Raw genomic sequence first — 14,763 nt, 5'->3', positions numbered from 1 at the left:
TGTTTAATCGCCAAGTGAAATTATAAAGGCCAAGTCTGCTCATGATAAGCGCTGTCCCAAAACAGCCATTCGAGTTCTGCACCACGGCGATAGGCTTGATGCATTTTAGCTAAGGTATCTTCATCACAACGCGCAGCAACACGGTCAATAGTCGCCACTACTTCACCAACAGCAGTGTGAAACTCTTCGCCTGCATAGGTATCAATCCATGCTTGATAAGGGTTGTTGGCAACCGATTGCTTGACAATATCACGACCGACTTCGGCATAAATCCAAAAACATGGCAGCAAAGATGCCAATACCACAGGGTAACTTTCTGACCATGCGGTAGCAGTTAAAAAACTGGTGTAATGGTGACAGGCTAAGGTGAGCGGAGCATTTTCAAATTCTGCTTGGCTGACATTAAACTGGGTTAAAAAGCTGTCATGCATTTCACGTTCAAATACAATCGCCAATTTGGCAGCTTCGGCAAATTGAATCACGTCTTTGGCATCAAAAGCTTTGGCTGCACATACGGCTAAGGCGCGTCCGTAAGCCACCAAATAATGTGCATCTTGAATCATATAATGCTGAAAAGCACTTTGCGATAACGTGCCTTGGCTTAATTGTTGATTAAACGGATGCGCGAGAATTTTTTGATAAATGTCGGCATGTTGTTGCCAAAGCTGTGCAGAGAAAAGCATATCTTGAATCCAAGAGGTGAAATTGTGTGGGACTATAACAATTTATCCAGTCTAGCCCTAGGGCAAAAAATGCCGTCAGTCAGACAATAAATTCAACGACCCTTAGCTCTTTACGAGTACAATAATCGCAACGTATAAATGCTTGTTTGGCCAGATTGCCCAAGCGTTTTCTTATTGATTAATATTTAAGGTCGAAAAATTATGTGGAAACATTTTGGTTTTTCAATTGTATTTACGATCGTGTGTTTGGGGCTGTCGGCTTATTGGGGTTATACCCATGGACCTGACGCAGGCTTAAAAACCATGTTGACGATGCTGACCATTACCGCCATTTTGGCAGTCATGGAAGTGTCGTTGTCGTTTGATAATGCGGTTGTAAATGCATCGGTACTGCGCCATTGGGATCATTTTTGGAAAATGCTGTTTTTAACGGTCGGGATTTTGGTGGCCGTGTTTGGTATGCGTTTAATTTTCCCAATTGTGATTGTGGCGGTGACAGCCGACATGGGCATGATGGAAGTGGTGAATTTAGCGTTAAATGATCCTAAAGAATACTCAGCACGTTTAATGAATCACCATCCTGAAATTGCCGCTTTTGGTGGTGCATTCTTACTCATGGTGTTCTTAAACTTCTTCTTAGATGATGGTAAAGACACCCATTGGTTTAAATGGATTGAGCGTCGCTTAGCCAATTTAGCCTCTGTGCCTGCACTGTCGGTGTTTGTGGCTTTAGTGGCACTTTTAGTTATGGCTGCCAATGTAGATGAAGCCAAACGTCTGGTGATGACTATGGCGGGTATTTGGGGCATTGTGATTTATATTGGTGTACAAGTCCTCAGCCATTTATTAGGCGGCGAGCCTGAATTAGATGACGATGGCAATACTGTAGACAAAGCCGGTAATCCTGTACCAGGTGGTGTGGTAAAAGCTGGTATTGGTGGCTTTTTGTACCTTGAAGTGCTCGATGCATCGTTTAGTTTTGATGGTGTAATAGGTGCATTTGCGATTACCTCAGACGTGGTGATCATTATGCTCGGTCTTGCCATTGGTGCAATCTTCGTGCGTTCTATTACCATTTATTTGGTAGAAAAAGGCACTTTAGATGCCTATGTGTATTTAGAGCATGGTGCCCATTATGCCATTGGTGCTTTGGCGTTCATTATGATTGCCAGTGGTACTGGTTTACACGTCCCTGAAGTTGTGACTGGTTTAATTGGTGTGGCATTTATTGTTTGGGCGATTATTGCGTCGATTCAGTATCGTAAACGTCAAGCAAAGTTAGATTCGTAAAACCGATATCAACTATGGCGCATTTCAATGCGCCTTTTTTATGCCTGAAATAGCAGCTTGAGGCTGAATGATGTAGCATATTAGCGACCTTGCTATAAAATCCCAAACCCTATGATGAATGCCTTAGAACGACGCTCAACTTTTGCCTTAAGCAGTATTTTTGCTTTACGCATGTTGGGTTTATTCATGATTATTCCGGTGTTTTCGGTCGCGGGGCAGCAATATGCACATGCCACCCCAATGCTGATTGGTCTAGCCGTGGGGGTCTATGGTTTGACCCAAGCCCTTTTACAGATTCCATTTAGCTTGATTGCCGACCGTTATAGCCGTAAACCTTTAATTGTGATTGGTTTATTAATGTTTGCTTTAGGTGGGGCAGTCGCTGCCATGTCTGAGAGCATTTATGGGGTGATCATTGGGCGTGCCATTGCCGGTGGTGGAGCTGTGTCTGCGGTCGTCATGGCATTACTGGCCGATGTGACCCGAGAGGAGCAACGCTCTAAAGCTATGGCGATGATGGGCATGAGTATTGGTTTATCCTTTGTGGTGGCTTTTAGCTTAGGTCCTTGGCTGACCAGTTTAGTGGGCATCTCAGGCTTGTTTTGGGTGACTACGATTATGGGTTTAGTGGCGATTGGAATGTTGGCTTTGGTGCCTAAAGTGATTCGTCACCATGAAAATTTCCAACAAGGTTACATCACACAACTGAAGCAAGTGCTTAAAATGGGCGATCTCAACCGTCTGCATGTCTCGGTATTTAGCTTACATTTATTGCTTACCGCGATGTTTATTTATATGCCATCCCAGTTGATCGAGATGGCAGATTTACCGCTTGCAAGTCATGGTTTGGTGTACTTGCCATTGTTGGTGCTGAGTTTGTTTTTTGCCTTCCCAAGCATTATTTTGGCCGAGAAATACCGCAAAATGCGGGGCATTTTCTTAACCGCGATTGGCGGTATTATCTTAGGTTTAATCATTTTGATTTTTGGTTTTGAATCAAAATATATCTTATTGTTAGGTCTAGCACTGTTCTTTATTGCCTTTAACGTGATGGAAGCATTGCTACCTTCATGGATGTCAAAATCGGCACCCATTCAATCTAAAGCCACCGCCATGGGCGTCAATGCCTCTAGCCAATTTTTAGGTGCATTTGTGGGTGGTCTTTTGGGTGGGCAATTATTACTACTCAACAACACGGCCTTAGGTTGGAGCATTTTAACAGTAATTGCCATTTTATGGTTATTGGTCAGCTTTGGATTAAAGCAGCCACGTTATTTATCTTCTATGGTGTTTCGTTTACCTGAAAATCAAAAAGACCAAGAATGGAGCCAAACTTTATTGGCAATTCGTGGCATTGAAGAAGTGGTGATTATGGCCGAGCAAAACGTGGCTTATGTTAAAGTTGAAAAGCAGTTACTGGATGATGCAGGGCGACAACAATTAACGCAGTTGTTAGGGAAAGATATAGCCATTTAGGCTTAACTCTTATAAAGTAAAACAAGTAAAAACAGTTGTTAGGTATAGAACTCATGCGTGGTGTAAATAAAGTTATTTTAGTGGGTACGTTGGGTAAAGATCCGGAAACCAAAAGCTTTCCAAATGGTGGTTCAATTACTCAATTTTCAATTGCAACCAGTGAAGCTTGGGTAGATAAAGCCAGCGGTGAACGTAAAGAACAAACCGAATGGCACCGTATTGTGCTGAATAACCGTTTAGGTGAAATTGCACAGCAATATTTACGAAAAGGCTCAAAAGTTTATATTGAAGGTTCATTACGTACCCGTAAATGGACTGATCAAAACGGTCAAGAGCGTTACAGCACCGAAATCCGTGGTGATCAAATGCAAATGCTTGACTCACGTGGTCAAAGTGATGGCGCGGCACAAGAAGGTGGTTTTGGTCAACCGCGTTTTAACAACAATAACCAAGGTGGTTATGGCAATGCTAATCAAGGCGGCTATAACAATAACCAAGGTGGTTATGCCAATAATGCCAACCAAGGTGGTTTTGCGCCAAATCAAAATGGTTATGGCAACAACAACCCAAGTGGTTTTGCACCGCAAGCTGCGCCTAAAGCGCCTGCTGCACAACCACCTGCGGATATGGACGATGACTTACCATTTTAGACTATACAATAACTAAATATTGTATTTAAGATAGAGTAAGAACCTGATTTAGATTGGGTTCTTATTTTTTTTAATCTAAAAAACTTGTATTTTCTTAAAAATAACTTTATACAATATAAAACATTGTATTTATTATTCTTAAGTATGTCTGACTTACACCGTAAAAACTTCATAGCTCAAGAGGGTGAGCGATTTACTTTGTTAGTTAATGAAGATGGTATTCCTGATTTCTGGACTACACTCTATATGACTACTAAAGTGAGATCTCAGACTCAGGCTACTCAAAGAGCACATTTAAACAACTTGGTTCATATCAATATTTGGGAACAAATTGTAGGTGAACGTTTATCAGACAAGATAATCCGTGCATTTAATGACCATACTAAAATACTAAATGATGATTTATTTACGACAAATGAAATCCATCAGATTGGCCATCATTGTAAATTAACTTCAAAAGCTGCGAGAAGAAATTTAAAAGCCTCATCGAAAAAAACAAGAAATGATAACTTAATTAAATTCATATCTCCGATAAGTAAAATCCCTGATCCAATAGTGGGGGTAGAGCAACAAATAGGTCGAATTCATGAATTCGCAGAATATTTTGAATTTTTAGCAATCAATATCTTAAGATCTAAACCTTCTTTTTCAGCTTACTTAGATCAAATATCTCGAATTAAAAGCAATATTTTGAATCAAAAGAGTAAAGGCCGTAGTTCCAGAAACAAAGTAACTGATCCTGATAGAAAGGCACCTCCTGCCGAAGTCTTTGATGAAGTCATGAGGATTGTTGATTTAGAGAATCCAATGAATCCATTTACTTCTGCTGTTAGAACTAGAAATTATTTATTGTTTCGAGTGCTTTATGAAACAGGTATGAGAACGGGTGAAATATTACAGCTAAAGATTACAGATATTGATTTTTCGGACTCAGCAATTCAAGTAAGAAGAAGGCATAACGATCCCGAAGATACAAAGCGTAGATTCGAACCGAATGCAAAAACTGAAGAAAGAGATATTCCTATCTCACGTAAACTATCTAATGAACTTAGAAATTATATTTTATATGAGCGTAGAGAAATACCTAATACAAAATCACATAGTTTTTTGTTTGTTTCAAATAAAGGAAAAAGTAAAGGGGATCCATTGTCACTAATTCAATTTTCTAAAATGGTAGAGAAAGTCGCTGTTAGTGAAAAACTAGCCGATTTTATTAAGAAAAATGGTTTTTCTACATCTAGAACTCTAACCAAACACAGCTTTAGACATAATTTTAATAATAGATTTTCTAAAATTATTGATACAAACAATGCTTTAGCAGTAGAGGAAGGCAGGTTAAATGATGTTATTTCAGAAAAAAAGGAAATAGAACAAAGGATGTATCTAAATGGTCATCGTAGTGCTGATTCTGCCACAGTTTATAATTTGAGACATACTAAAGAGCAGGCAGAGAAACTACTAAAAAATGAACAAAATAGAATTGATGAACATCTAAGAATTGGAGAGGTTTAATGAAACACGATTATTCAGATGTTGCTGAATTCTATCTCGACACACGATTAAGTAAGGCTGGTTATGGATTTGATTTTTTCAATTCTCTGTGGTCTTTAGATAATTCTTTGACAATAAACTGGGATATTGTAAATAAAAAAATCCATCCTGAAGTACTTAAGGGTTTCCGCTTAACAATTGCAAGATTAGCTGAGGAAGTATCAGCTCATTACACGCATAATTGTTGGAATTATTTTAGAAGATACCTCCTAGATACAGATATTTATGATGGTGGACTTATTACACCTGAATTGATTTTGAATATTAAAGCTAGTTTAAGTAAAGAAGATGAATATAAATTAGGAACTATTCGTGCCCTATTACGTAGTTGGATCTCTTGGGGATTTAATGGCTTAACTATTGGTGTTGAAGAAGTTTTAGATAAGATTGTATTAGCGGGAAATACTAAAGGAAAGGCTGTTACTCACCATTGTCCTTATACAGGTCCATATACATTAACTGAACAACAATCACTGTTAGTATGGGCTGGGAATGCATTTAAAAGCGGATTAATTAGTTTAGAAGAGTTTGCATGGTTCTATACAATTTATTCTACGGCTCGCCGACCAAATCAGATTCGAGCATTAAGAGCAGTCGATTTAACAGTTAAAAAGGGTGTTGATGGTCTAAAATACGAGCTTGAAATTCCTAGAGCTAAACAAAGAGGTGGTGAGTTTAGGGGAGAATCACGATTAATATATATTAGTGAAGATATGTACTTGGTTTTGAAAAATTTAACTGAGCAAAACAAGCAAGCAGCTAGAAAATACATACCAAAATTAACAGAAGAAGACTTAAAAGAGCTTCCAATTTTTTTCAATATTAATAGATTGAAAGTAGTCAATTCATTAGAGTTATTTAGAGAAAAATTGAAGACGACACCTGATTATCTTCATGCTTCAATTAAAGATGTTTATACATTAACTACAAGTTTATCCAGAAAGTGTGACGCTATTTCTGAAAGAACATCAGATTATATTCACTTTACTCCAGTACGATGCAGACGAACTCGTGCAACAAATTTGGTTCGACATGGAATCACGGGAGTTCAAATGGCATATTTAATGGATCATTCAGATACTCAACAATTGAAAGTTTATACAGCTCATACCCATGAATTGGCCTTACGCATCTTTGAGCACATGAATGATCCTATGACTTTCCTAGCTACTAAATTTGAAGGTCGACTAATCGAGGATGAGAGAGAAGCTAGACGAGGACAAGATATTGCTAGCAGAATTTATAAGGGGGACAATAAACAGATTGGTAATTGTGGAGGCTCTCCATCATGTCAAGCTGGTATGAAAGCATGTCTGCTATGTGATCAATTTCAACCTTTACTTTATGCACCTTGGGATGAATTGTTTTTAGATTTATTAGAAGAAGTTGAACAGCGACATAAAGAGGGTGCTAGCGAATTAGTTATAAAATCTTATGACTTACAATTATCTCGTGTAAAAGCCATTTTAGATGCGTGTGATAAGCGCATTCAAATGCAGGAAATAAGAGCATGAGTGAAGTTATTCCATTTTTCCCCAAACATGAATTAGATTGTCAAAAGAACTTAAATGATTTTATTTATCGGGCCAAGAATCAGTTAACTATTTATGAAGATCAAGGTGGTTTCAGTAGCTCAAATTGGAAGCATTATTTAGCTAATGGTCGTGCTCAATCTATGGAATTTACTGGTTTAGCGGAAAAAGGTAGAAAGACTGGTTCTCCGATGGAACCCCCTTTTGTTGATTTTGCTAAAGCTTATGTAAGAGATAGCCAAACATGGAATGCAACAAATCCCGGTAACATGATGATGGTATTAAAGACTTGTCATGATGCACTACTCTTTGTTTACTCTAAGGCAGATGTTTTACTACTTGATGGGATTGTATTAAGAAAGATTACTGAGATGATTTATGAACGGAGTTCTGAATCTTCAAGATACCGTTATGGACAAATGTTGGAAAAATTTTTAGAAGATTTGCGACTTCTTAAAATTAATATAACTATTCCTGTATGGACAAATCCGTGGAAACGGCCTGGAAATAAAGCACAAGGAACATCAGAAGAAGATAGAAAATGGCAAAAAGATAGGCTATTAACAAGTTTTGAAATTACAGCATTAGCTGATGCATTCAGATTAGCAACAACAGCTTATCAAAAATTTTATTCAGCTCAAGCTGTCTTACTGATGTGTGCTCCTAGTCGTGGTGGGGAGTTAAGTTTTTTAACAGTAGATTGTTTGTTTGAAGAAACTCATAGTGAAAAAGTAAGAAATGAGGAAACTCAGCAGCTTGAGGATAAAGAAACAACAATTCTTTATATTCGATGGAAGGCTGAAAAAGGTGGGGGTCTTATTTCCAAGCCTGTTCATCCGTTAATAGCACCTACAGTTAAGGAAGCTGTTAAGCGACTAATTATGATTGGAGAGCCTGCAAGAAAAGCTGCAAAATGGGCTATTGAGAAATCCAGTCAATTTTATCGGCATGATGGCTGTATAACATCTAAGGAACACGATGAAGATGCACCACTTACAGTTGGTGAATTTGCTGCTGCATTCAATTTAGTAGATATTTCTACAAGTTTAGAAAGTATATCCACAAATACTGAGGTTATTAAGAAACTATATAGACAAAAATGGGTTGCAAATCTCATTGGTGCAAAGAGTTATGTTACTTACAGGGACTTAGCTCAATTCACTGTTGAAAAATATAAGAAAAAATTCCCAAGTTGGCCCCAAATAGCTGAAATTGATAAGCCGATTTGTGATCTATTGTGTTTGGTTCGAGAGAATGAATTTCATATTGAATTTGCACCCAAAAAGTATAGTTTTGAATGTCCAAATCTAAATTTACTAAATGATGCATTAGGTGCAATACATCAGAGATTACCTGGTACACACTCTCTATTCAGTGAATTAGGTATTAAAAATGAAGATGGAGGTGAGATAGTTATTTCCTCCCATCAAATTAGAGTTTGGCTATCCACGATGGCAGAGCGTGGTGAGATGGATTCTCTGGATCTAGCTATGTTTGCTGGACGTTCAAGAATTGAAGATAATCGTGCTTATGATTTGCGACCAATGAGTGAGTTTAAAGCTGAATCTAGAAAACTTTTAGAACTCGGATTAGAAAGTTTGGATGGCACAACCGCTTTGGAAGCTGTCAAAGTTAATGTACCTGTGACATTTGAAATGCTGGGGCGTAAAGATCGAATAGGTACAGTACAAGTCTCAGGTTATGGATACTGTGAGCATGACTGGACAATGACACCCTGTACTAAAGCAGGTGAATGTATCAGTTGTAAAGAGCATGCATGTGTAAAAGGATTGCCGAAAAATGTTGAACATCTCAAGCAGCTAGAAGATGTTGTGCAAAATGAACTGAATCGAGCTGCTGTCGCTATGCAAGAAGGCTTTCATGGTGCAAATACTTGGTTAATTTACCATGGTAAAAAACTCGCTATTATTAAGACATTATTGAAATATCTAGAAGATGATAAATTACCTGATGGACTAGTACTTCGTATTCCAGAAGAGTTAGACGTTAGCCTGACAAAAATTGCATTAGGTGAACAGAATTTAATTAATAAAGTAGATGAAAAGAATCCAATGTCTGAACAGATAGTGAATGAGTCAAAAAATTCATTCTTAGCATTATTGCAAGGTGACTTATGAAACATAAATTCATTGACGTCAAAGAAATGAAAATTATTGAGAGTATTTTGAATAAATGGTCCGGTAAGCTAACTTGGGATCTTTTTGCAGTGTCAGTAGCTAGAGCATTAGATAAACCCTCTATTTCTAAATTTACCTTAATGAGCTATGAGTCTGTAAAACAGGCTTTTAATCTTCGAAAAAAGACGCTTAGAGAGGCAAAATCGACTGTTATAGCCTCAATGGGCGATGTAACTATTGATATGCTGATCAAAGAGAATGAAGAATTAAGAAGCCAAATTTCACATTTGAAAAAGCTACTTGAAGAAAAAGAAAGTTTATGGGCAGACCAGTACAGACGATGGCAATATAATCTATCTCAAATGCCTAATGTGAATTTGGCAACACTAGATAGACCATTACTTAAGAAAAACTTAGACAATTAATAAATCATCATGGGGAGGAGTAATTTTACTCCCTATGATTGATGAACTTAAATTTTTGGGTAGGAGTATTTCGCATTGAATACCTTTGGGAGTAACAGAAATTAAGTCAGCATACCAACTGCCATCTTTTTGCCTTTTCATATCAAAATAATATATACCCTTTTGAAAGTTATATTTATTAATTGTATCTATTCCAGCAAAAGTACCAGATGGTATTTTTGCTAACATACCGATTCCACAATTCATTTTCAAAGGAGCTGAGGAGATATCTGTTGTATTTATAAAATGCAGCATTCTTTTTGATAAATTCTTTTCAAAATTAATTGGTCTTATATCATGGTAGATAGCTTTTTCAATGTCTTTCAACTTGTTCGACGATTTACTTTCACATATTGCTGATTTATGGATCATAACAATATCCACACCTATATCATCGTGGCCTTTGTAATGGCGTACTAATTTTTCTTGTAAAGAATCCATGTCACAGTTCTCATTAACATTTACATGAAGTGTGCGTAATGAGTTATGATTTAATGAAGCATCCAACGTTATTTTCATATTGGAAATTTCTTGAATGATTTTTTTTAGAAATCTATCCTGTTCATTTTTACTCTCAGGTGATAAGACGTTTATTTGCCAACTTGCACTATTAAGGCTTAGGTCTTCAATAGTTAAGGGTCGAGAAAACATTATTAAAATGCCATTTTCATAATATTCAATATTATCAATATCTTTTGCATTGGAAATTACTTTTTTAAGACGTTGAAATAATTCTTCATCTAATTTTTGGCTTAAAATAATACATACATGAACATTTTTTTTGAAGTATGTAGCCTTATGCTTTACTACATTAGCTAATTGATTACAAAAAGTTTCAAACTCTTTATGATTGTCTGATTTACCAAATTTTTTTAAAGACGTTACAAAATCAACATTTGTCGTTTTGATCTCTAAGTCATAGCCTTGTTGAGCCTTTTTTGCAGGATAAACTTCACCAATTGAATCACAAATTGATCCACAATAAATAATTTCTCGAATGAAGCCATTTGATCGCCCTTTATTTTTTGAATGTTTTTTTACAGCTTTAGCCGTTGAAATTAACCACTCATCAATTTGAGGATTTTTTTTCGCCTTTAAGTTAGATATTGCCATACCTAGCGTGATTAATTCATTAGTGCATATAAAATCCAAACGCTTCCAAAGAATAGGTAATTCACCTTTAGCAATTGAAGAATTTAGGTATTCTTTACCAAACAGCTCTTCGATAGCTTGAAGGTGTGCCTTAAGTTCGTTTTCATCAAGGCCATCTTTAATCAAATGGTGAAGTTGGCGTGTGTTTTTTGAAGTCATTATTTAAGATATCTCATAGATAACAATGTTTTATTTTTTTAAAGTATAAGCTAGTATAAGTATATTATGCCTTAGTATTTGATTTTATTTGTTATAATGTAAAAAAATGGGGGTGATATGGGACAGTCTATTTTAGATCAGTTGAAGAGTTATGGAATTCTAATTCAATCACCTAATGAGCAAATTATTCATTCAGAATTTTTGCCGACTGGACAATTATTAGAAATTTCTAACGGATACAGTTTTGAAAAATCCCTGTACTGTGATCAGGAGTGGAAGCTATATCATGCACAAGTTATGGCTTATCTAAAAACCTTACCTGAAGAAGAAGCGATTGAACTAGCAAAAAAAATTGATTCGCAGGATTGGCATTGGAAATGGTTAAATAAAACTTATAATTTGAAAACTGATGATTGTAATGAATGGTTCTATCTTAGAATTGACTCAAAAGTAGAAGCTGCATGCTTAATTTATTTTCCTAAAGATAGTTATTTGAACCCTTCAGAAAATATTTTCTATGTGGAGTATTTAGCTGTTGCTCCATGGAATCGTTATACTCCTATCGAAGATCAACGAAATAAGGGTCTAGGAAGATTATTGCTATTAAAAGCAATTACTTATCTTGCAAATAAATATAAAAATTCTGGACGTTTTTCATTACATTCGCTAACGCAAGCTGAAGGTTATTATATTAATAAATTAAAGATGCAACATGTTGAAAGTAATGATAAACCTTCATTAAAGTATTTTGAATTACCAGAGCATGAAGTTTCAAGTATTATTGGAGCAGTAGCATGAGTTTGGAAATAGAATCAATAGGTTGTTATTCAACTAATAGTGTTGCAATCTTTAATGAATTTGATGTATTTCATTCATATTATTTGCAAATGCCTGATAATGTTAAAAAGAAAATAGGTATTAACAATGAAAATTATCATAACTTTTTTAATATATATCGTAATAGTCCCACTAAAAGTTTATTTAAGAAAACAGATTCAGCTGATCAATATTTAATTGATTTTTGGGTGTCTACTGTAAGTGGTAAAGCTAAATTTTTAGATGGTTTTTTGGATAAATCTTATACTGGTATAAACAGAGATTTTCTTCGAGTATTCTTTGATAAATTTATCAAAGAAACCAATTTGATAGCCATACAAAATTTTCTTTTAGAACAAGGTATATACCTAATTTTCGAAATGGCTAAAGAAGGTACGAAAGTAGACGGTGTCTCTTTAAAAGTTAATGAAAAGCCTGTTGTTGCTATGTCTTTAAGACTAAAAAATTTAGATAGTTTTTGGTTTACGTTACTTCATGAATTGTCCCATATCGTATTACACTTTGAAGAACTTAATGAACCTATTGTCGACTATTTTGAAGAAAGTTCCGATGTAGATATAAATAAATTAGAGAAGCAAGCAAATAAACTTGCGAGGGAAGTAATGATCCCAAATGCAATTTGGAGAACTATTAAAACCACAAGAAATTTAGAAGACTTGGCTAGTTATTCGAAGCTATTCGAAGTTCATCCAAGTATTATTGCAGGGAGGCTATCGTTTGAAAATAATGATTGGGCCAGTTACTCAAAATTAAGAGCGGAATATAAAATTAACTATGAACTCTAAATATATTCCATTTTTAAAATTTAAAATGAATGAGGTTTATGCTTTAAATTACTTAGATGATGATCTTAAAGTAGGTCTAAGTGTATTTTTTGACTTACCTAATGAACTTCCTTCAAAGTCGCATAATGACGGTGTTAATTCTTTTTCTCCTGAAGAGTTACTTGGATTTAAAACTGAGGCATTAAAAAAGAAAATTGAAGCTCAAAAAAAATATCTGACTACTAAGCTTAATTTTTTGGATGATATTTTTATTGATAATTATGATATAGATCCTTTAGTTAAAATTGATGGTAAAACATATAATTATAAAACAATTATAGATGAGTTTGCGCCTCTCGGAATGATACCTGTATGTGGTGTTGATGATCGAGTACCAGAGCATTTAAATTGTGTTATAGCTAGTGCAAAAGCAGGCGTATTTTTAAAGGATAAGGTTGCTATTCGATTGACTGAGTCGGCCTTTGAGGATTATGAGTTCATTGAGTATGAGTTTGAAGATTGCCTAGCAAATCTTGAGGCTGCCTTTGAAAAGATTATTCTTATTTTTGACTTAAGGGTCGTAGAAGATATCGAGACATCTAGCAAGCAGGTCATAGACTTTCTAGATAATCTAGATTTAGGTAAATTTGAAAGAATTATAGTATCGGGGTCAACTATTCCTAAAGTTATAACTGAACTTATTGAAACAAAAAAAAATAAGGTTATTGATAGAAAGGAAGTTACAGTATTTAAGAAATTAAAAGAAAAAAACGTGTCATTTGATTACGGTGATTATACTTGTGTTAGTCCGGAAACTAGCTTTTTAGATATATATATTGAAGAAATTCAATCTTATATGACTGGAAAGGTTTTTTATCCGTATGATGATAAACTTTATGTGACAAGAAGTGGAAAGACTAAAAGTGTTATTGCACCATTTAAACCCCTGCTTGATGAGATAGTAAGTAAGACATTCTATAGAGGAAAATCCTATTCATACGGTGATAAATATATTTTTGAGAAACAGCCAACTGGACTCAAAGTGAATGCATCTTCTATCTTAAAGCCTAACATTAGTCTACATGTGACGTATATGCTAAGAGACTTTTCTGTTTAATAAGCTAAGGCAAATTGATTGGTCTAGCTCATATGAGGTGTATGAAGTATTTATTAGATCAATGAGATCATTTCTTGTTGAATTCGATCTAAAGCTTATATCTTTATTTTCTAGGAGTTGTTGCATCTCAGTTTTCCAAAGTATCTTTGAGGCTACATCTTTGCGATAGAATGGGTTATGAGAAGATTTTCTTACATACTTGAATTTTATTGTTTCATTTTCAATGATTGCCACAATAATTCCCCAAAAATCCGGCAGAAGTTTCAATGCTTTTTTTAGATGCTTTTGAGTTGTAACAAGTGTATTTTTCTTAAACGAAGATTGATAGTGGATGAACTGTTTGACTATACGCTGTATTTGATCATTATCTCCTTTGATTTCATAACAATGAGAATAACTATAAATAGCTATAAGATCTGGGCGTGCTAACCCATCTGAAATAGTGATTTCATTTAGAATTTTTTGAGGAGGAATTTTTTTTTGTTTCAGCCAATTGATTAAGGCTAACCTGATTTCAGCATCATTCATAACAAGCATGATTTGTAGCTATGTAAATAAAGCAATAATTATAACTGATTTTAGTCTTGCTTCTAATTTTAAAAGTAGTAGTAAAAAATTGTATTTATGGCTAAATTTCATAAAAAAAACCAATAAATCAATTATTTTAATTAAAAATTTTATTTATTATTTCATAAGTTTTTGAATTTTAAATTTATTTTTATTTTTGTTGATATTTTTATATAGTTAACCATTTTAGTACACCCTAGAGACTATGTTTTGTAAAGTTTATTAAATTATTCTTTATTAGTAGTTAGTTACAAAAGAAATTTACAGATACTAGAAATAGTTCTGTAAATTTTTTTACTTATGATTGGCTTTGTTGCACAAACCTATCTGTAAAGGCTTTTTCAGCGATATAATTTTCAAATGAAGAAGCCTACACACAAAAT

Annotated in this window: 13 protein-coding genes; 10 read left to right on the top strand and 3 right to left on the bottom strand. The window is 35.0% G+C overall.

Annotation, left to right across the window (positions count from 1 at the left end):
* Positions 1-20: 20 nt before the first annotated feature.
* Positions 21-683 (bottom strand): thiaminase II, encoded by a 663-nt coding sequence (gene tenA, locus Q0Z55_RS05480; RefSeq protein WP_297425311.1) that lies wholly within the window; start codon positions 681-683, stop codon positions 21-23.
* 201 nt (positions 684-884) lie between these two features.
* Here tenA and Q0Z55_RS05475 point away from each other — a divergent pair, with 201 nt between their 5' ends.
* The 7 genes from Q0Z55_RS05475 to Q0Z55_RS05445 all read left to right on the top strand — a co-directional run bounded on the left by Q0Z55_RS05475 (position 885) and on the right by Q0Z55_RS05445 (position 9,745).
* Positions 885-1,973: a DUF475 domain-containing protein gene (locus Q0Z55_RS05475; RefSeq protein ID WP_297425309.1), complete on the top strand. Its 1,089-nt coding sequence runs from the start codon at positions 885-887 to the stop codon at positions 1,971-1,973.
* 111 nt (positions 1,974-2,084) lie between these two features.
* On the top strand, positions 2,085-3,449 hold the full coding sequence (locus Q0Z55_RS05470; protein ID WP_297425306.1) for an MFS transporter: 1,365 nt from the start codon (positions 2,085-2,087) through the stop codon (positions 3,447-3,449).
* A gap of 53 nt (positions 3,450-3,502) precedes the next feature.
* Entirely contained in the window at positions 3,503-4,099 is a 597-nt protein-coding gene (ssb, locus tag Q0Z55_RS05465) for a single-stranded DNA-binding protein (RefSeq protein ID WP_297425302.1), read from the top strand.
* A 144-nt stretch (positions 4,100-4,243) separates the two neighbouring features.
* Positions 4,244-5,611 (top strand): site-specific integrase, encoded by a 1,368-nt coding sequence (locus Q0Z55_RS05460; protein ID WP_297425299.1) that lies wholly within the window; start codon positions 4,244-4,246, stop codon positions 5,609-5,611.
* Positions 5,611-7,164, top strand: a complete 1,554-nt coding sequence (locus Q0Z55_RS05455; protein WP_297425296.1) for a site-specific integrase — start codon at positions 5,611-5,613, stop codon at positions 7,162-7,164. Before Q0Z55_RS05460 ends, Q0Z55_RS05455 begins: the two co-directional genes overlap by 1 nt.
* Positions 7,161-9,320: a hypothetical protein gene (locus Q0Z55_RS05450; RefSeq protein ID WP_297425293.1), complete on the top strand. Its 2,160-nt coding sequence runs from the start codon at positions 7,161-7,163 to the stop codon at positions 9,318-9,320. Before Q0Z55_RS05455 ends, Q0Z55_RS05450 begins: the two co-directional genes overlap by 4 nt.
* Complete coding sequence (locus Q0Z55_RS05445) at positions 9,317-9,745, top strand: hypothetical protein (protein ID WP_297425290.1); 429 nt, start codon at positions 9,317-9,319, stop codon at positions 9,743-9,745. The genes Q0Z55_RS05450 and Q0Z55_RS05445 overlap by 4 nt, the downstream gene beginning before the upstream one ends.
* On the opposite strand, the gene Q0Z55_RS05440 is transcribed toward Q0Z55_RS05445, so the two are convergent.
* Positions 9,734-11,095, bottom strand: a complete 1,362-nt coding sequence (locus tag Q0Z55_RS05440; protein ID WP_297425287.1) for a hypothetical protein — start codon at positions 11,093-11,095, stop codon at positions 9,734-9,736. The two genes, Q0Z55_RS05445 and Q0Z55_RS05440, sit on opposite strands and share 12 nt — an antisense overlap.
* A gap of 117 nt (positions 11,096-11,212) precedes the next feature.
* Between Q0Z55_RS05440 and Q0Z55_RS05435 the strand changes: the two genes are divergently transcribed.
* The 3 genes from Q0Z55_RS05435 to Q0Z55_RS05425 are packed head-to-tail and all read left to right on the top strand — an operon-like array spanning position 11,213 to position 13,813.
* Positions 11,213-11,893 carry a hypothetical protein gene (locus Q0Z55_RS05435; protein ID WP_297425284.1) on the top strand — a complete coding sequence of 227 codons (681 nt, stop codon included), beginning with the start codon at positions 11,213-11,215 and terminating at the stop codon, positions 11,891-11,893.
* Positions 11,890-12,717: an ImmA/IrrE family metallo-endopeptidase gene (locus tag Q0Z55_RS05430; protein WP_297425281.1), complete on the top strand. Its 828-nt coding sequence runs from the start codon at positions 11,890-11,892 to the stop codon at positions 12,715-12,717. The genes Q0Z55_RS05435 and Q0Z55_RS05430 overlap by 4 nt, the downstream gene beginning before the upstream one ends.
* Positions 12,707-13,813, top strand: coding sequence for a hypothetical protein (locus Q0Z55_RS05425; protein ID WP_297425278.1), 1,107 nt, complete (start codon positions 12,707-12,709; stop codon positions 13,811-13,813). Before Q0Z55_RS05430 ends, Q0Z55_RS05425 begins: the two co-directional genes overlap by 11 nt.
* On the opposite strand, the gene Q0Z55_RS05420 is transcribed toward Q0Z55_RS05425, so the two are convergent.
* On the bottom strand, positions 13,793-14,341 hold the full coding sequence (locus tag Q0Z55_RS05420) for a sce7726 family protein (protein ID WP_297425275.1): 549 nt from the start codon (positions 14,339-14,341) through the stop codon (positions 13,793-13,795). The genes Q0Z55_RS05425 and Q0Z55_RS05420 overlap by 21 nt on opposite strands.
* Positions 14,342-14,763: the final 422 nt, after the last annotated feature.

Source organism: uncultured Acinetobacter sp. (genome assembly GCF_947626835.1).
Lineage (GTDB): Bacteria > Pseudomonadota > Gammaproteobacteria > Pseudomonadales > Moraxellaceae > Acinetobacter.
Note: the sequence above shows the minus strand (reverse complement) of the source record. Positions and strands in the feature narration are given on the sequence as shown.